General features: G+C 50.0%; 28 protein-coding genes and 1 pseudogene. 28 read left to right on the plus strand and 1 reads right to left on the minus strand.

The window, feature by feature from the left end:
* From tuf to bfr, 3 genes and pseudogenes are all read left to right on the plus strand, one after another.
* Positions 1–146: pseudogene (gene tuf, locus E0D98_RS09540) on the plus strand (elongation factor Tu); the annotation flags it as partial.
* Between the two features lie 182 nt (positions 147–328).
* Positions 329–523, plus strand: coding sequence for a bacterioferritin-associated ferredoxin (bfd, locus tag E0D98_RS09545; RefSeq protein ID WP_000289090.1), 195 nt, complete (start codon positions 329–331; stop codon positions 521–523).
* Between the two features lie 72 nt (positions 524–595).
* A complete protein-coding gene (bfr, locus tag E0D98_RS09550) occupies positions 596–1072 on the plus strand; it encodes a bacterioferritin (RefSeq protein WP_000675515.1) in 477 nt (158 codons plus the stop codon).
* On the opposite strand, the gene E0D98_RS09555 is transcribed toward bfr, so the two are convergent.
* Positions 1069–1536, minus strand: coding sequence for an A24 family peptidase (locus tag E0D98_RS09555; protein ID WP_000340171.1), 468 nt, complete (start codon positions 1534–1536; stop codon positions 1069–1071). The genes bfr and E0D98_RS09555 overlap by 4 nt on opposite strands.
* 378 nt (positions 1537–1914) lie before the next feature.
* On the opposite strand from E0D98_RS09555, the gene rpsJ reads away from it, so the two are divergent.
* From rpsJ to rpsK, 25 genes are all read left to right on the plus strand, one after another.
* Positions 1915–2226 carry a 30S ribosomal protein S10 gene (rpsJ, locus tag E0D98_RS09560; RefSeq protein ID WP_001181004.1) on the plus strand — a complete coding sequence of 104 codons (312 nt, stop codon included), beginning with the start codon at positions 1915–1917 and terminating at the stop codon, positions 2224–2226.
* Between the two features lie 32 nt (positions 2227–2258).
* Positions 2259–2888: a 50S ribosomal protein L3 gene (gene rplC, locus E0D98_RS09565; RefSeq protein WP_000579833.1), complete on the plus strand. Its 630-nt coding sequence runs from the start codon at positions 2259–2261 to the stop codon at positions 2886–2888.
* A 10-nt stretch (positions 2889–2898) separates the two neighbouring features.
* On the plus strand, positions 2899–3504 hold the full coding sequence (rplD, locus tag E0D98_RS09570) for a 50S ribosomal protein L4 (protein ID WP_000424395.1): 606 nt from the start codon (positions 2899–2901) through the stop codon (positions 3502–3504).
* Entirely contained in the window at positions 3501–3803 is a 303-nt protein-coding gene (gene rplW, locus E0D98_RS09575; RefSeq protein ID WP_000617544.1) for a 50S ribosomal protein L23, read from the plus strand. The genes rplD and rplW overlap by 4 nt, the downstream gene beginning before the upstream one ends.
* A 17-nt stretch (positions 3804–3820) precedes the next feature.
* Positions 3821–4642 (plus strand): 50S ribosomal protein L2, encoded by an 822-nt coding sequence (gene rplB, locus E0D98_RS09580; protein ID WP_000301864.1) that lies wholly within the window; start codon positions 3821–3823, stop codon positions 4640–4642.
* A 16-nt stretch (positions 4643–4658) separates the two neighbouring features.
* Positions 4659–4937: a 30S ribosomal protein S19 gene (gene rpsS, locus E0D98_RS09585; protein ID WP_001138117.1), complete on the plus strand. Its 279-nt coding sequence runs from the start codon at positions 4659–4661 to the stop codon at positions 4935–4937.
* Between the two features lie 14 nt (positions 4938–4951).
* Positions 4952–5284 (plus strand): 50S ribosomal protein L22, encoded by a 333-nt coding sequence (gene rplV, locus E0D98_RS09590; RefSeq protein ID WP_000447529.1) that lies wholly within the window; start codon positions 4952–4954, stop codon positions 5282–5284.
* Between the two features lie 17 nt (positions 5285–5301).
* Positions 5302–6003, plus strand: a complete 702-nt coding sequence (gene rpsC / locus E0D98_RS09595) for a 30S ribosomal protein S3 (protein ID WP_000529945.1) — start codon at positions 5302–5304, stop codon at positions 6001–6003.
* A gap of 12 nt (positions 6004–6015) precedes the next feature.
* A complete protein-coding gene (rplP, locus tag E0D98_RS09600) occupies positions 6016–6426 on the plus strand; it encodes a 50S ribosomal protein L16 (RefSeq protein ID WP_000941212.1) in 411 nt (136 codons plus the stop codon).
* On the plus strand, positions 6426–6617 hold the full coding sequence (gene rpmC / locus E0D98_RS09605) for a 50S ribosomal protein L29 (protein WP_000644741.1): 192 nt from the start codon (positions 6426–6428) through the stop codon (positions 6615–6617). Before rplP ends, rpmC begins: the two co-directional genes overlap by 1 nt.
* Entirely contained in the window at positions 6617–6871 is a 255-nt protein-coding gene (gene rpsQ, locus E0D98_RS09610) for a 30S ribosomal protein S17 (protein ID WP_000130100.1), read from the plus strand. The genes rpmC and rpsQ overlap by 1 nt, the downstream gene beginning before the upstream one ends.
* 164 nt (positions 6872–7035) lie before the next feature.
* Positions 7036–7407, plus strand: coding sequence for a 50S ribosomal protein L14 (rplN, locus tag E0D98_RS09615; protein WP_000613955.1), 372 nt, complete (start codon positions 7036–7038; stop codon positions 7405–7407).
* A gap of 10 nt (positions 7408–7417) precedes the next feature.
* A complete protein-coding gene (rplX, locus tag E0D98_RS09620) occupies positions 7418–7732 on the plus strand; it encodes a 50S ribosomal protein L24 (RefSeq protein WP_000729185.1) in 315 nt (104 codons plus the stop codon).
* A gap of 14 nt (positions 7733–7746) precedes the next feature.
* The gene (rplE, locus tag E0D98_RS09625; protein WP_001096200.1) at positions 7747–8286 is read left to right on the plus strand and encodes a 50S ribosomal protein L5; all 540 of its coding nucleotides are present in this window, start codon (positions 7747–7749) and stop codon (positions 8284–8286) included.
* Between the two features lie 14 nt (positions 8287–8300).
* Positions 8301–8606 (plus strand): 30S ribosomal protein S14, encoded by a 306-nt coding sequence (rpsN, locus tag E0D98_RS09630; protein ID WP_001118930.1) that lies wholly within the window; start codon positions 8301–8303, stop codon positions 8604–8606.
* Between the two features lie 33 nt (positions 8607–8639).
* Positions 8640–9032 (plus strand): 30S ribosomal protein S8, encoded by a 393-nt coding sequence (rpsH, locus tag E0D98_RS09635; RefSeq protein WP_000062611.1) that lies wholly within the window; start codon positions 8640–8642, stop codon positions 9030–9032.
* Between the two features lie 12 nt (positions 9033–9044).
* Entirely contained in the window at positions 9045–9578 is a 534-nt protein-coding gene (gene rplF, locus E0D98_RS09640; RefSeq protein ID WP_000091945.1) for a 50S ribosomal protein L6, read from the plus strand.
* Between the two features lie 9 nt (positions 9579–9587).
* Positions 9588–9941: a 50S ribosomal protein L18 gene (gene rplR / locus E0D98_RS09645; protein WP_000358960.1), complete on the plus strand. Its 354-nt coding sequence runs from the start codon at positions 9588–9590 to the stop codon at positions 9939–9941.
* A 14-nt stretch (positions 9942–9955) separates the two neighbouring features.
* Positions 9956–10459: a 30S ribosomal protein S5 gene (gene rpsE, locus E0D98_RS09650; RefSeq protein WP_000940121.1), complete on the plus strand. Its 504-nt coding sequence runs from the start codon at positions 9956–9958 to the stop codon at positions 10457–10459.
* 3 nt (positions 10460–10462) lie between these two features.
* A complete protein-coding gene (gene rpmD / locus E0D98_RS09655; protein WP_001140433.1) occupies positions 10463–10642 on the plus strand; it encodes a 50S ribosomal protein L30 in 180 nt (59 codons plus the stop codon).
* A 3-nt stretch (positions 10643–10645) separates the two neighbouring features.
* A complete protein-coding gene (rplO, locus tag E0D98_RS09660) occupies positions 10646–11080 on the plus strand; it encodes a 50S ribosomal protein L15 (protein WP_001238915.1) in 435 nt (144 codons plus the stop codon).
* A gap of 7 nt (positions 11081–11087) precedes the next feature.
* Positions 11088–12419: a preprotein translocase subunit SecY gene (secY, locus tag E0D98_RS09665; protein WP_001118861.1), complete on the plus strand. Its 1332-nt coding sequence runs from the start codon at positions 11088–11090 to the stop codon at positions 12417–12419.
* A 31-nt stretch (positions 12420–12450) separates the two neighbouring features.
* Positions 12451–12567 carry a 50S ribosomal protein L36 gene (rpmJ, locus tag E0D98_RS09670; RefSeq protein ID WP_000868187.1) on the plus strand — a complete coding sequence of 39 codons (117 nt, stop codon included), beginning with the start codon at positions 12451–12453 and terminating at the stop codon, positions 12565–12567.
* Positions 12568–12713: 146 nt separating this feature from the next.
* Positions 12714–13070, plus strand: a complete 357-nt coding sequence (rpsM, locus tag E0D98_RS09675; protein WP_000090775.1) for a 30S ribosomal protein S13 — start codon at positions 12714–12716, stop codon at positions 13068–13070.
* A 16-nt stretch (positions 13071–13086) separates the two neighbouring features.
* Positions 13087–13476 carry a 30S ribosomal protein S11 gene (gene rpsK / locus E0D98_RS09680; RefSeq protein ID WP_001029684.1) on the plus strand — a complete coding sequence of 130 codons (390 nt, stop codon included), beginning with the start codon at positions 13087–13089 and terminating at the stop codon, positions 13474–13476.
* The last annotated feature ends 31 nt before the right edge of the window (positions 13477–13507 follow it).

Raw genomic sequence — 13507 nt, forward strand, 5'->3', positions numbered from 1 at the left:
GCGTAGAGATGGTAATGCCGGGCGACAACATCAAAATGGTTGTTACCCTGATCCACCCGATCGCGATGGACGACGGTCTGCGTTTCGCAATCCGTGAAGGCGGCCGTACCGTTGGCGCGGGCGTTGTTGCTAAAGTTCTGGGCTAATTACACGTTAATTAGTTTTGAATTGAAAAGGGCGCTTCGGCGCCCTTTTTGCTGCCCGTAATTTGAGCTCGAAATATTTAGTCGTAATTTTGCTCGCTGAACTATGGCGCAAATAAAACTGTGCTATTGTAATCATAACCATTCTCATTTACACTTTGCGCAGAATTTGAACGGGAGCAATCATGTACGTTTGTTTGTGTAATGGTGTAAGTGACAAAAAAATTCGCCAGGCAGTCCGTCAGTTTCATCCGCAATCTTTCCAACAATTGCGTAAGTTTATTCCTGTGGGAAATCAATGCGGTAAGTGCATTCGCGCCGCGCGCGAAGTGATGCAGGACGAGTTGATGCAGATGCCAGAATTTAAAGAGATTGCCTGAAGACCACGCTTATTTTTTGACATCCCGCTAGCCCCATCTACGCTCTAATAGTGGAAGCGGAGGGACTATAAAATGAAAGGTGATGTTAAAATCATAAATTATCTCAATAAACTATTGGGAAATGAGCTTGTCGCAATCAATCAGTATTTTCTCCATGCCCGGATGTTTAAAAACTGGGGCCTGATGCGTCTCAATGACGTCGAATACCATGAATCCATCGATGAGATGAAACACGCTGATAAATATATCGAGCGTATTTTGTTTTTAGAAGGAATCCCCAACTTACAGGATTTAGGCAAACTGGGGATTGGTGAAGATGTCGAGGAGATGCTGCAATCCGACCTGCGATTAGAACTGGAAGGCGCGAAGGATCTCCGTGAGGCTATCGCGTATGCCGACAGCGTTCATGACTATGTTAGCCGTGATATGATGATCGAGATCCTTGCCGATGAAGAAGGTCATATTGACTGGCTCGAAACTGAGCTGGATCTCATCGGTAAAATCGGTTTACAAAATTACCTGCAATCACAAATAAAAGTTAAAGATTAACGGCCTGCCAGCAAACTATCCCAACCTACAACGAAACCCGCAGCCGCCAGAAATGGCCCAAAAGGCAGCGGGTTTTTTAATGACTCTTTTCCTCTCATGAGCAGACCAACAACTACGGCTCCGCAAGCGAATGAGGCAGCAAGGAAAACCAGTCGTGGCAAGAAGGTCCAGGTATGCCAGGCACCAAGGGCGGCGAGAAACTTCACATCACCATAGCCTAATCCTTCTTTATGACGCAGTATGCGATACCCCCAGTAAATGACAGCGAATGTGCCGTAACCAATAATCGCCCCCCATAACGCATCGGCTAAACCGTCAGGATTACAAACCTGAGAGAACAAAAGACCTGACCAGAGTAACGGGCAGGTAAATCTGTCAGGTAACAAGCCATGCTTTGCATCCCATAAAAAAAGTAGGACAGATAAACAAGCGTACAAAATCAGAAAGGGAAGGGTAGCGTCCATAAAACATCCTCTGTAATTGGAGTATCACCATCGAATAACTCCGGATGCTCAGCAACAGAGAAATCGCTGATTTGTTAACCTGGTTCCGGTGAAAAACGCTATCTTCACAACCTTACAAATTTCGTGGAATACAGCTCGCAATCTGCGCGTTGCGATTAATTTCTACCCGATGCTTGCGTCAGGCTCAGATTTGCGTATAATGCGCGGGCTTGTCGTAGTTGACAGCAGGTTCAATCTGAACCTCAGTTAGCCGAATTTGGCTACCTAACAATGCTCCCAATCGGGGAGCTACGTAAGAACGGTTACACTCTCCCATCAATCGTAATGGGTCTGAGGAGTAATCATTTTCGTTTATAAAATAATTGGAGCTCTGGTCTCATGCAGAACCAAAGAATCCGTATCCGCCTGAAAGCGTTTGATCATCGTCTGATCGATCAAGCAACCGCGGAAATCGTCGAGACTGCCAAGCGCACTGGTGCGCAGGTCCGTGGTCCGATCCCGCTGCCGACACGCAAAGAGCGCTTCACTGTTCTGATCTCCCCGCACGTCAACAAAGACGCGCGCGATCAGTACGAAATCCGTACTCACTTGCGTCTGGTTGACATCGTTGAGCCAACCGAGAAAACCGTTGATGCTCTGATGCGTCTGGATCTGGCTGCCGGTGTAGACGTGCAGATCAGCCTGGGTTAATCAGGTCATTGAGCGATTGAGAGGTTGAAACAATGATTGGTTTAGTCGGTAAAAAAGTGGGTATGACCCGTATCTTCACAGAAGACGGCGTTTCTATCCCAGTAACCGTAATCGAAGTTGAAGCAAACCGCGTTACTCAGGTTAAAGACCTGGCTAACGATGGCTACCGTGCTATTCAGGTGACCACCGGTGCTAAAAAAGCTAACCGTGTGACCAAGCCTGAAGCTGGCCACTTCGCTAAAGCTGGCGTAGAAGCTGGCCGTGGTCTGTGGGAATTCCGCCTGGCTGAAGGCGAAGAGTTCACTGTAGGTCAGAGCATTAGCGTTGAACTGTTTGCTGACGTTAAAAAAGTTGACGTAACTGGCACCTCTAAAGGTAAAGGTTTCGCAGGTACCGTTAAGCGCTGGAACTTCCGTACCCAGGACGCTACTCACGGTAACTCCTTGTCTCACCGCGTTCCGGGTTCTATCGGTCAGAACCAGACTCCGGGCAAAGTGTTCAAAGGCAAGAAAATGGCAGGTCAGATGGGTAACGAACGTGTAACCGTTCAGAGCCTTGACGTAGTACGCGTTGACGCTGAGCGCAACCTGCTGCTGGTTAAAGGTGCTGTCCCGGGTGCAACCGGTAGCGACCTGATCGTTAAACCAGCTGTGAAGGCGTAAGGAGATAGCAATGGAATTAGTATTGAAAGACGCGCAGAGCGCGCTGACTGTTTCCGAAACTACCTTCGGTCGTGATTTCAACGAAGCGCTGGTTCACCAGGTTGTTGTTGCTTATGCAGCTGGTGCTCGTCAGGGTACTCGTGCTCAGAAGACTCGTGCTGAAGTAACTGGTTCCGGTAAAAAACCGTGGCGCCAGAAAGGCACCGGCCGTGCGCGTTCTGGTTCTATCAAGAGCCCGATCTGGCGTTCTGGTGGCGTGACCTTTGCTGCTCGTCCGCAGGACCACAGTCAAAAAGTTAACAAGAAGATGTACCGCGGCGCGCTGAAAAGCATCCTGTCCGAACTGGTACGTCAGGATCGTCTGATCGTTGTCGAGAAGTTCTCTGTAGAAGCGCCGAAAACTAAGCTGCTGGCACAGAAACTGAAAGACATGGCTCTGGAAGATGTGCTGATCATCACCGGTGAGCTGGACGAAAACCTGTTCCTGGCTGCGCGCAACCTGCACAAGGTTGACGTACGCGATGCAACTGGTATCGACCCGGTTAGCCTGATCGCCTTCGACAAAGTCGTAATGACTGCTGATGCTGTTAAGCAAGTTGAGGAGATGCTGGCATGATTCGTGAAGAACGTCTGCTGAAGGTGCTGCGTGCACCGCACGTTTCTGAAAAAGCGTCTACTGCGATGGAAAAATCCAACACCATCGTACTCAAAGTTGCTAAAGACGCGACCAAAGCAGAAATCAAAGCTGCTGTGCAGAAACTGTTTGAAGTCGAAGTCGAAGTCGTTAACACCCTGGTAGTTAAAGGGAAAGTTAAACGTCACGGACAGCGTATCGGTCGTCGTAGCGACTGGAAAAAAGCTTACGTCACCCTGAAAGAAGGCCAGAATCTGGACTTCGTTGGCGGCGCTGAGTAAGTCGGAGGAGTAATACAATGGCAGTTGTTAAATGTAAACCGACATCTCCGGGTCGTCGCCACGTAGTTAAAGTGGTTAACCCTGAGCTGCACAAGGGCAAACCTTTTGCTCCGTTGCTGGAAAAAAACAGCAAATCCGGTGGTCGTAACAACAATGGCCGTATCACCACTCGTCATATCGGTGGTGGCCACAAGCAGGCTTACCGTATTGTTGACTTCAAACGCAACAAAGACGGTATCCCGGCAGTTGTTGAACGTCTTGAGTACGATCCGAACCGTTCCGCGAACATCGCGCTGGTTCTGTACAAAGACGGTGAACGCCGTTACATCCTGGCCCCTAAAGGCCTGAAAGCTGGCGACCAGATTCAGTCTGGCGTTGATGCTGCAATCAAACCAGGTAACACCCTGCCGATGCGCAACATCCCGGTTGGTTCTACTGTTCATAACGTAGAAATGAAACCAGGTAAAGGCGGTCAGCTGGCACGTTCCGCTGGTACTTACGTTCAGATCGTTGCTCGTGATGGTGCTTATGTCACCCTGCGTCTGCGTTCTGGTGAAATGCGTAAAGTAGAAGCAGACTGCCGTGCAACTCTGGGCGAAGTTGGCAATGCTGAGCATATGCTGCGCGTTCTGGGTAAAGCAGGTGCTGCACGCTGGCGTGGTGTTCGTCCGACCGTTCGCGGTACCGCGATGAACCCGGTAGACCACCCACATGGTGGTGGTGAAGGTCGTAACTTTGGTAAGCACCCGGTAACTCCGTGGGGCGTTCAGACCAAAGGTAAGAAGACCCGCAGCAACAAGCGTACTGATAAATTCATCGTACGTCGCCGTAGCAAATAATTTTAGAGGATAAGCCATGCCACGTTCTCTCAAGAAAGGTCCTTTTATTGACCTGCACTTGCTGAAGAAGGTAGAGAAAGCGGTGGAAAGCGGAGACAAGAAGCCCCTGCGCACTTGGTCCCGTCGTTCAACGATCTTTCCTAACATGATCGGTTTGACCATCGCTGTCCATAATGGTCGTCAGCACGTTCCGGTATTTGTAACCGACGAAATGGTCGGTCACAAACTGGGTGAATTCGCACCGACTCGTACTTATCGCGGCCACGCTGCTGATAAAAAAGCGAAGAAGAAATAAGGTAGGAGGAAGAGATGGAAACTATCGCTAAACATCGCCATGCTCGTTCTTCTGCTCAGAAGGTTCGCCTTGTTGCTGACCTGATTCGCGGTAAGAAAGTGTCGCAGGCTCTGGATATTTTGACCTACACCAACAAGAAAGCGGCTGTACTGGTCAAGAAAGTTCTGGAATCTGCCATTGCTAACGCTGAACACAACGATGGCGCTGACATTGACGATCTGAAAGTTACGAAAATTTTCGTAGACGAAGGCCCGAGCATGAAGCGCATTATGCCGCGTGCAAAAGGTCGTGCAGATCGCATCCTGAAGCGCACCAGCCACATCACTGTGGTTGTGTCCGATCGCTGAGACTCTGGAGACTAGCAATGGGTCAGAAAGTACATCCTAATGGTATTCGCCTGGGTATTGTAAAACCATGGAACTCTACCTGGTTTGCGAACACCAAAGAATTCGCTGACAACCTGGACAGCGATTTTAAAGTACGTCAGTACCTGACTAAGGAACTGGCTAAAGCGTCCGTATCTCGTATCGTTATCGAGCGTCCGGCTAAGAGCATCCGTGTAACCATTCACACTGCTCGCCCGGGTATCGTTATCGGTAAAAAAGGTGAAGACGTAGAAAAACTGCGTAAGGTCGTAGCGGACATCGCTGGCGTTCCTGCACAGATCAACATCGCCGAAGTTCGTAAGCCTGAACTGGACGCAAAACTGGTTGCTGACAGCATCACTTCTCAGCTGGAACGTCGCGTTATGTTCCGTCGTGCTATGAAGCGTGCTGTACAGAACGCAATGCGTCTGGGCGCTAAAGGTATTAAAGTTGAAGTTAGCGGCCGTCTGGGCGGCGCGGAAATCGCACGTACCGAATGGTACCGCGAAGGTCGCGTACCGCTGCACACTCTGCGTGCTGACATCGACTACAACACCTCTGAAGCGCACACCACTTACGGTGTAATCGGCGTTAAAGTGTGGATCTTCAAAGGCGAGATCCTGGGTGGTATGGCTGCTGTTGAACAACCGGAAAAACCGGCTGCTCAGCCTAAAAAGCAGCAGCGTAAAGGCCGTAAATAAGGAGCGTCGCTGATGTTACAACCAAAGCGTACAAAATTCCGTAAAATGCACAAAGGCCGTAACCGCGGTCTGGCGCAGGGTACGGATGTTAGCTTCGGCAGCTTCGGTCTGAAAGCTGTTGGCCGTGGTCGTCTGACTGCCCGTCAGATCGAAGCAGCACGTCGTGCTATGACCCGTGCAGTTAAGCGTCAAGGTAAGATCTGGATCCGTGTGTTCCCGGACAAACCGATCACTGAAAAGCCGCTGGCAGTGCGTATGGGTAAAGGTAAAGGTAACGTGGAGTATTGGGTTGCCTTGATTCAGCCGGGTAAAGTCCTGTATGAAATGGACGGTGTTCCGGAAGAGCTGGCCCGTGAAGCATTCAAGCTGGCAGCAGCGAAACTGCCGATTAAAACCACCTTTGTAACTAAGACGGTGATGTAATGAAAGCAAAAGAGCTGCGTGAGAAGAGCGTTGAAGAGCTGAACACCGAGCTGCTGAACCTGCTGCGTGAGCAGTTCAACCTGCGTATGCAGGCTGCAAGTGGCCAGCTGCAACAGTCTCACCTGTTGAAGCAAGTGCGTCGCGATGTCGCACGCGTTAAGACTTTACTGAACGAGAAGGCGGGTGCGTAATGACCGATAAAATCCGTACTCTGCAAGGTCGCGTTGTTAGCGACAAAATGGAGAAATCCATTGTTGTTGCTATCGAACGTTTTGTGAAACACCCGATCTACGGTAAATTCATCAAGCGTACGACCAAACTGCACGTACATGACGAGAACAACGAATGCGGTATCGGTGACGTGGTTGAAATCCGCGAATGCCGTCCGCTGTCCAAGACTAAATCCTGGACGCTGGTTCGCGTTGTAGAGAAAGCGGTTCTGTAATACAGTACACTCTTTCGATACGAATAAACGGCTCAGAAATGAGCCGTTTATTTTTTCTACCCATATCCTTGAAGCGGTGTTATAATGCCGCGCCCTCGATATGGGGATTTTTAACGACCTGATTTTCGGGTCTCAGTAGTAGTTGACATTAGCGGAGCACTAAAATGATCCAAGAACAGACTATGCTGAACGTCGCCGACAACTCCGGTGCACGTCGCGTAATGTGTATCAAGGTTCTGGGTGGCTCGCACCGTCGCTACGCAGGCGTAGGCGACATCATCAAGATCACCATCAAAGAAGCAATTCCGCGTGGTAAGGTCAAAAAAGGTGATGTGCTGAAGGCGGTAGTGGTGCGCACCAAGAAGGGTGTTCGTCGCCCGGACGGTTCTGTCATTCGCTTCGATGGTAATGCTTGTGTTCTTCTGAACAACAACAGCGAGCAGCCTATCGGTACGCGTATTTTTGGGCCGGTAACTCGTGAGCTTCGTAGTGAGAAGTTCATGAAAATTATCTCTCTGGCACCAGAAGTACTCTAAGGAGCGAATCATGGCAGCGAAAATCCGTCGTGATGACGAAGTTATCGTGTTAACCGGTAAAGATAAAGGTAAACGCGGTAAAGTTAAGAATGTCCTGTCTTCCGGCAAGGTCATTGTTGAAGGTATCAACCTGGTTAAGAAACATCAGAAGCCGGTTCCGGCCCTGAACCAACCGGGTGGCATCGTTGAAAAAGAAGCCGCTATTCAGGTTTCCAACGTAGCAATCTTCAATGCGGCAACCGGCAAGGCTGACCGTGTAGGCTTTAGATTCGAAGACGGCAAAAAAGTCCGTTTCTTCAAGTCTAACAGCGAAACTATCAAGTAATTTGGAGTAGTACGATGGCGAAACTGCATGATTACTACAAAGACGAAGTAGTTAAAAAACTCATGACTGAGTTTAACTACAATTCTGTCATGCAAGTCCCTCGGGTCGAGAAGATCACCCTGAACATGGGTGTTGGTGAAGCGATCGCTGACAAAAAACTGCTGGATAACGCAGCAGCAGACCTGGCAGCAATCTCCGGTCAAAAACCGCTGATCACCAAAGCACGCAAATCTGTTGCAGGCTTCAAAATCCGTCAGGGCTATCCGATCGGCTGTAAAGTAACTCTGCGTGGCGAACGCATGTGGGAGTTCTTTGAGCGCCTGATCACTATTGCTGTACCTCGTATCCGTGACTTCCGTGGCCTGTCCGCTAAGTCTTTCGACGGTCGTGGTAACTACAGCATGGGTGTCCGTGAGCAGATCATCTTCCCAGAAATCGACTACGATAAAGTCGACCGCGTTCGTGGTTTGGATATTACCATTACCACTACTGCGAAATCTGACGAAGAAGGCCGCGCTCTGCTGGCTGCCTTTGACTTCCCGTTCCGCAAGTAAGGTAGGGTTACTAAATGGCTAAGCAATCAATGAAAGCACGCGAAGTAAAACGCGTAGCTTTAGCTGATAAATACTTCGCGAAACGCGCTGAACTGAAAGCGATCATCTCTGATGTGAACGCTTCCGACGAAGATCGTTGGAACGCTGTTCTCAAGCTGCAGACTCTGCCGCGTGATTCCAGCCCGTCTCGTCAGCGTAACCGCTGCCGTCAAACAGGTCGTCCGCATGGTTTCCTGCGGAAGTTCGGGTTGAGCCGTATTAAGGTCCGTGAAGCCGCTATGCGCGGTGAAATCCCGGGTCTGAAAAAGGCTAGCTGGTAATTGTCACCAATTGAATCACGGGAGTAAAGACAGATGAGCATGCAAGATCCGATCGCGGATATGCTGACCCGTATCCGTAACGGTCAGGCCGCGAACAAAGCTGCGGTCACCATGCCTTCCTCCAAGCTGAAAGTGGCAATCGCCAACGTGCTGAAGGAAGAAGGTTTTATTGAAGATTTTAAAGTTGAAGGCGACACCAAGCCTGAACTGGAACTTACTCTGAAGTATTTCCAGGGCAAAGCTGTTGTAGAAAGCATTCAGCGTGTCAGCCGCCCAGGTCTGCGCATCTATAAACGTAAAGATGAGCTGCCGAAAGTTATGGCGGGTCTGGGTATCGCAGTTGTTTCTACCTCTAAAGGTGTTATGACTGATCGTGCAGCGCGCCAGGCTGGTCTTGGTGGCGAAATTATCTGCTACGTAGCCTAATCGGAGGAAAAAATGTCTCGTGTTGCTAAAGCACCGGTCGTTGTTCCTGCCGGCGTTGACGTAAAAATCAACGGTCAGGTTATTACGATCAAAGGTAAAAACGGCGAGCTGACTCGTACTCTCAACGATGCTGTTGAAGTTAAACATGCAGATAATACCCTGACCTTCGGTCCGCGTGATGGTTACGCAGACGGTTGGGCACAGGCTGGTACCGCGCGTGCCCTGCTGAACTCAATGGTTATCGGTGTTACCGAAGGCTTCACTAAGAAGCTGCAGCTGGTTGGTGTAGGTTACCGTGCAGCGGTTAAAGGCAATGTGATTAACCTGTCTCTGGGTTTCTCTCATCCTGTTGACCATCAGCTGCCTGCGGGTATCACTGCTGAATGTCCGACTCAGACTGAAATCGTGCTGAAAGGCGCTGATAAGCAGGTGATCGGCCAGGTTGCAGCGGATCTGCGCGCCTACCGTCGTCCTGAGCCTTATAAAGGCAAGGGTGTTCGTTACGCCGACGAAGTCGTGCGTACCAAAGAGGCTAAGAAGAAGTAAGGTAACACTATGGATAAGAAATCTGCTCGTATCCGTCGTGCGACCCGCGCACGCCGCAAGCTCCAGGAGCTGGGCGCAACTCGCCTGGTGGTACATCGTACCCCGCGTCACATTTACGCACAGGTAATTGCACCGAACGGTTCTGAAGTTCTGGTAGCTGCTTCTACTGTAGAAAAAGCTATCGCTGAACAACTGAAGTACACCGGTAACAAAGACGCGGCTGCAGCTGTGGGTAAAGCTGTCGCTGAACGCGCTCTGGAAAAAGGCATCAAAGATGTATCCTTTGACCGTTCCGGGTTCCAATATCATGGTCGTGTCCAGGCACTGGCAGATGCTGCCCGTGAAGCTGGCCTTCAGTTCTAAGGTAGAGGTGTAAGATGGCTCACATCGAAAAACAAGCTGGCGAACTGCAGGAAAAGCTGATCGCGGTAAACCGCGTATCTAAAACCGTTAAAGGTGGTCGTATTTTCTCCTTCACAGCTCTGACTGTAGTTGGCGATGGTAACGGTCGCGTTGGTTTTGGTTACGGTAAAGCGCGTGAAGTTCCAGCAGCGATCCAGAAAGCGATGGAAAAAGCCCGTCGCAATATGATTAACGTCGCGCTGAATAACGGCACTCTGCAACACCCTGTTAAAGGTGTTCACACGGGTTCTCGCGTATTCATGCAGCCGGCTTCCGAAGGTACCGGTATCATCGCCGGTGGTGCAATGCGCGCCGTTCTGGAAGTCGCTGGGGTTCATAACGTTCTGGCTAAAGCATATGGTTCCACCAACCCGATCAACGTGGTTCGTGCAACTATTGATGGCCTGGAAAATATGAATTCTCCAGAAATGGTCGCTGCCAAGCGTGGTAAATCCGTTGAAGAAATTCTGGGGAAATAAACCATGGCAAAGACTATTAAAATTACTCAAACCCGCAGTGCAATCGGTCGTCTGCCGAAACACAAGGCAACGCTGCTTGGCCTGGGTCTGCGTCGTATTGGTCACACCGTAGAGCGCGAGGATACTCCTGCTATTCGCGGTATGATCAACGCGGTTTCCTTCATGGTTAAAGTTGAGGAGTAAGAGATGCGTTTAAATACTCTGTCTCCGGCCGAAGGCTCCAAAAAGGCGGGTAAACGCCTGGGTCGTGGTATCGGTTCTGGCCTCGGTAAAACCGGTGGTCGTGGTCACAAAGGTCAGAAATCTCGTTCTGGCGGTGGCGTACGTCGCGGTTTCGAGGGTGGTCAGATGCCTCTGTACCGTCGTCTGCCGAAATTCGGCTTCACTTCTCGTAAAGCAGCGATTACAGCCGAAGTTCGTCTGTCTGACCTGGCTAAAGTAGAAGGCGATGTTGTAGACCTGAACACGCTGAAAGCGGCTAACATTATCGGTATCCAGATCGAGTTCGCGAAAGTGATCCTGGCTGGCGAAGTAACGACTCCGGTAACTGTTCGTGGCCTGCGTGTTACTAAAGGCGCTCGTGCTGCTATCGAAGCTGCTGGCGGTAAAATCGAGGAATAAGTAGCAGATGGCTAAACAACCGGGATTAGATTTTCAAAGTGCCAAAGGTGGCTTAGGCGAGCTGAAACGCAGACTGCTGTTTGTTATCGGTGCGCTGATTGTGTTCCGTATTGGCTCTTTTATTCCGATCCCTGGTATTGATGCCGCTGTACTTGCCAAACTGCTTGAGCAACAGCGAGGCACCATCATTGAGATGTTTAACATGTTCTCTGGTGGTGCTCTCAGCCGTGCTTCTATCTTTGCTCTGGGGATCATGCCGTATATTTCGGCGTCGATCATTATCCAGCTGCTGACGGTAGTTCACCCAACGTTGGCAGAAATTAAGAAAGAAGGGGAGTCTGGTCGTCGTAAGATCAGCCAGTACACCCGTTACGGTACTCTGGTGCTGGCAATATTCCAGTCGATCGGTATTGCTACCGGTCTGCCGAATATGCCTGGTATGCAAGGCCTGGTGATTAACCCAGGCTTTGCATTCTACTTCACCGCTGTTGTAAGTCTGGTCACAGGAACGATGTTCCTGATGTGGTTGGGCGAACAGATTACTGAACGAGGTATCGGCAACGGTATTTCAATCATTATCTTCGCCGGTATTGTCGCGGGACTCCCGCCAGCCATTGCCCATACTATCGAGCAAGCGCGTCAAGGCGACCTGCACTTCCTCGTGTTGCTGTTGGTTGCAGTATTAGTATTTGCAGTGACGTTCTTTGTTGTATTTGTTGAGCGTGGTCAACGCCGCATTGTGGTAAACTACGCGAAACGTCAGCAAGGTCGTCGTGTCTATGCTGCACAGAGCACACATTTACCGCTGAAAGTGAATATGGCGGGGGTAATCCCGGCAATCTTCGCTTCCAGTATTATTCTGTTCCCGGCGACCATCGCGTCATGGTTCGGGGGCGGTACTGGTTGGAACTGGCTGACAACAATTTCGCTGTATTTGCAGCCTGGGCAACCGCTTTATGTGTTACTCTATGCGTCTGCAATCATCTTCTTCTGTTTCTTCTACACGGCGTTGGTTTTCAACCCGCGTGAAACAGCAGATAACCTGAAGAAGTCCGGTGCATTTGTACCAGGAATTCGTCCGGGAGAGCAAACGGCGAAGTATATCGATAAAGTAATGACCCGCCTGACCCTGGTTGGTGCGCTGTATATTACCTTTATCTGCCTGATCCCGGAGTTCATGCGTGATGCAATGAAAGTACCGTTCTACTTCGGTGGGACCTCACTGCTTATCGTTGTTGTCGTGATTATGGACTTTATGGCTCAAGTGCAAACTCTGATGATGTCCAGTCAGTATGAGTCTGCATTGAAGAAGGCGAACCTGAAAGGCTACGGCCGATAATTGGTCGCCCGAGAAGTTACGGAGAGTAAAAATGAAAGTTCGTGCTTCCGTCAAGAAATTATGCCGTAACTGCAAAATCGTTAAGCGTGATGGTGTCATCCGTGTGATTTGCAGTGCCGAGCCGAAGCATAAACAGCGCCAAGGCTGATTTTTTCGCATATTTTTCTTGCAAAGTTGGGTTGAGCTGGCTAGATTAGCCAGCCAATCTTTTGTATGTCTGTGCGTTTCCATTTGAGTATCCTGAAAACGGGCTTTTCAGCATGGAACGTACATATTAAATAGTAGGAGTGCATAGTGGCCCGTATAGCAGGCATTAACATTCCTGATCATAAGCATGCCGTAATCGCATTAACTTCGATTTATGGCGTCGGCAAGACCCGTTCTAAAGCCATCCTGGCTGCAGCGGGTATCGCTGAAGATGTTAAGATCAGTGAGCTGTCTGAAGGACAAATCGACACGCTGCGTGACGAAGTTGCCAAATTTGTCGTTGAAGGTGATCTGCGCCGTGAAATCAGCATGAGCATCAAGCGCCTGATGGATCTTGGTTGCTATCGCGGTTTGCGTCATCGTCGTGGTCTCCCGGTTCGCGGTCAGCGTACCAAGACCAACGCACGTACCCGTAAGGGTCCGCGCAAACCGATCAAGAAATAATCGGGGTGATTGAATAATGGCAAAGGCACCAATTCGTGCACGTAAACGTGTAAGAAAACAAGTCTCTGACGGCGTGGCTCATATCCATGCTTCTTTCAACAACACCATCGTGACTATCACTGATCGTCAGGGTAACGCGTTGGGTTGGGCAACAGCCGGTGGTTCCGGTTTCCGTGGTTCTCGCAAATCCACTCCGTTTGCAGCTCAGGTTGCAGCAGAGCGTTGCGCTGACGCCGTGAAAGAATACGGCATCAAGAATCTGGAAGTTATGGTTAAAGGTCCGGGTCCAGGCCGCGAATCTACTATTCGTGCTCTGAACGCCGCAGGTTTCCGCATCACTAATATTACTGATGTGACTCCGATCCCTCATAACGGTTGTCGTCCGCCGAAAAAACGTCGCGTATAACGCCTCGTTTTCCAGGTTTGTTGGAGAAAGA

Origin of the sequence: Escherichia sp. KCJ4928 (genome assembly GCF_004352695.1) — a bacterium.
In the GTDB taxonomy this organism is placed as follows: Bacteria; Pseudomonadota; Gammaproteobacteria; order Enterobacterales; family Enterobacteriaceae; genus ECMA0423.

Coding starts and splice junctions, on each gene's coding strand:
- rpmC (WP_000644741.1), top strand. CDS start 6,426: ATGAAAGCAAAAGAGCTGCGTGAGAAGAGCGTTGAAGAGCTGAACACC.
- rpsQ (WP_000130100.1), top strand. CDS start 6,617: ATGACCGATAAAATCCGTACTCTGCAAGGTCGCGTTGTTAGCGACAAA.
- rplV (WP_000447529.1), top strand. CDS start 4,952: ATGGAAACTATCGCTAAACATCGCCATGCTCGTTCTTCTGCTCAGAAG.
- rpsN (WP_001118930.1), top strand. CDS start 8,301: ATGGCTAAGCAATCAATGAAAGCACGCGAAGTAAAACGCGTAGCTTTA.
- rpsH (WP_000062611.1), top strand. CDS start 8,640: ATGAGCATGCAAGATCCGATCGCGGATATGCTGACCCGTATCCGTAAC.
- rpsE (WP_000940121.1), top strand. CDS start 9,956: ATGGCTCACATCGAAAAACAAGCTGGCGAACTGCAGGAAAAGCTGATC.
- rpsS (WP_001138117.1), top strand. CDS start 4,659: ATGCCACGTTCTCTCAAGAAAGGTCCTTTTATTGACCTGCACTTGCTG.
- bfd (WP_000289090.1), top strand. CDS start 329: ATGTACGTTTGTTTGTGTAATGGTGTAAGTGACAAAAAAATTCGCCAG.
- rplC (WP_000579833.1), top strand. CDS start 2,259: ATGATTGGTTTAGTCGGTAAAAAAGTGGGTATGACCCGTATCTTCACA.
- rpsJ (WP_001181004.1), top strand. CDS start 1,915: ATGCAGAACCAAAGAATCCGTATCCGCCTGAAAGCGTTTGATCATCGT.
- rplO (WP_001238915.1), top strand. CDS start 10,646: ATGCGTTTAAATACTCTGTCTCCGGCCGAAGGCTCCAAAAAGGCGGGT.
- rpmJ (WP_000868187.1), top strand. CDS start 12,451: ATGAAAGTTCGTGCTTCCGTCAAGAAATTATGCCGTAACTGCAAAATC.
- rplN (WP_000613955.1), top strand. CDS start 7,036: ATGATCCAAGAACAGACTATGCTGAACGTCGCCGACAACTCCGGTGCA.
- rplP (WP_000941212.1), top strand. CDS start 6,016: ATGTTACAACCAAAGCGTACAAAATTCCGTAAAATGCACAAAGGCCGT.
- rplX (WP_000729185.1), top strand. CDS start 7,418: ATGGCAGCGAAAATCCGTCGTGATGACGAAGTTATCGTGTTAACCGGT.
- rplR (WP_000358960.1), top strand. CDS start 9,588: ATGGATAAGAAATCTGCTCGTATCCGTCGTGCGACCCGCGCACGCCGC.
- rpmD (WP_001140433.1), top strand. CDS start 10,463: ATGGCAAAGACTATTAAAATTACTCAAACCCGCAGTGCAATCGGTCGT.
- rplW (WP_000617544.1), top strand. CDS start 3,501: ATGATTCGTGAAGAACGTCTGCTGAAGGTGCTGCGTGCACCGCACGTT.
- rplF (WP_000091945.1), top strand. CDS start 9,045: ATGTCTCGTGTTGCTAAAGCACCGGTCGTTGTTCCTGCCGGCGTTGAC.
- rpsC (WP_000529945.1), top strand. CDS start 5,302: ATGGGTCAGAAAGTACATCCTAATGGTATTCGCCTGGGTATTGTAAAA.
- bfr (WP_000675515.1), top strand. CDS start 596: ATGAAAGGTGATGTTAAAATCATAAATTATCTCAATAAACTATTGGGA.
- E0D98_RS09555 (WP_000340171.1), bottom strand. CDS start 1,536: ATGGACGCTACCCTTCCCTTTCTGATTTTGTACGCTTGTTTATCTGTC.
- rplB (WP_000301864.1), top strand. CDS start 3,821: ATGGCAGTTGTTAAATGTAAACCGACATCTCCGGGTCGTCGCCACGTA.
- secY (WP_001118861.1), top strand. CDS start 11,088: ATGGCTAAACAACCGGGATTAGATTTTCAAAGTGCCAAAGGTGGCTTA.
- rplD (WP_000424395.1), top strand. CDS start 2,899: ATGGAATTAGTATTGAAAGACGCGCAGAGCGCGCTGACTGTTTCCGAA.
- rplE (WP_001096200.1), top strand. CDS start 7,747: ATGGCGAAACTGCATGATTACTACAAAGACGAAGTAGTTAAAAAACTC.
- rpsK (WP_001029684.1), top strand. CDS start 13,087: ATGGCAAAGGCACCAATTCGTGCACGTAAACGTGTAAGAAAACAAGTC.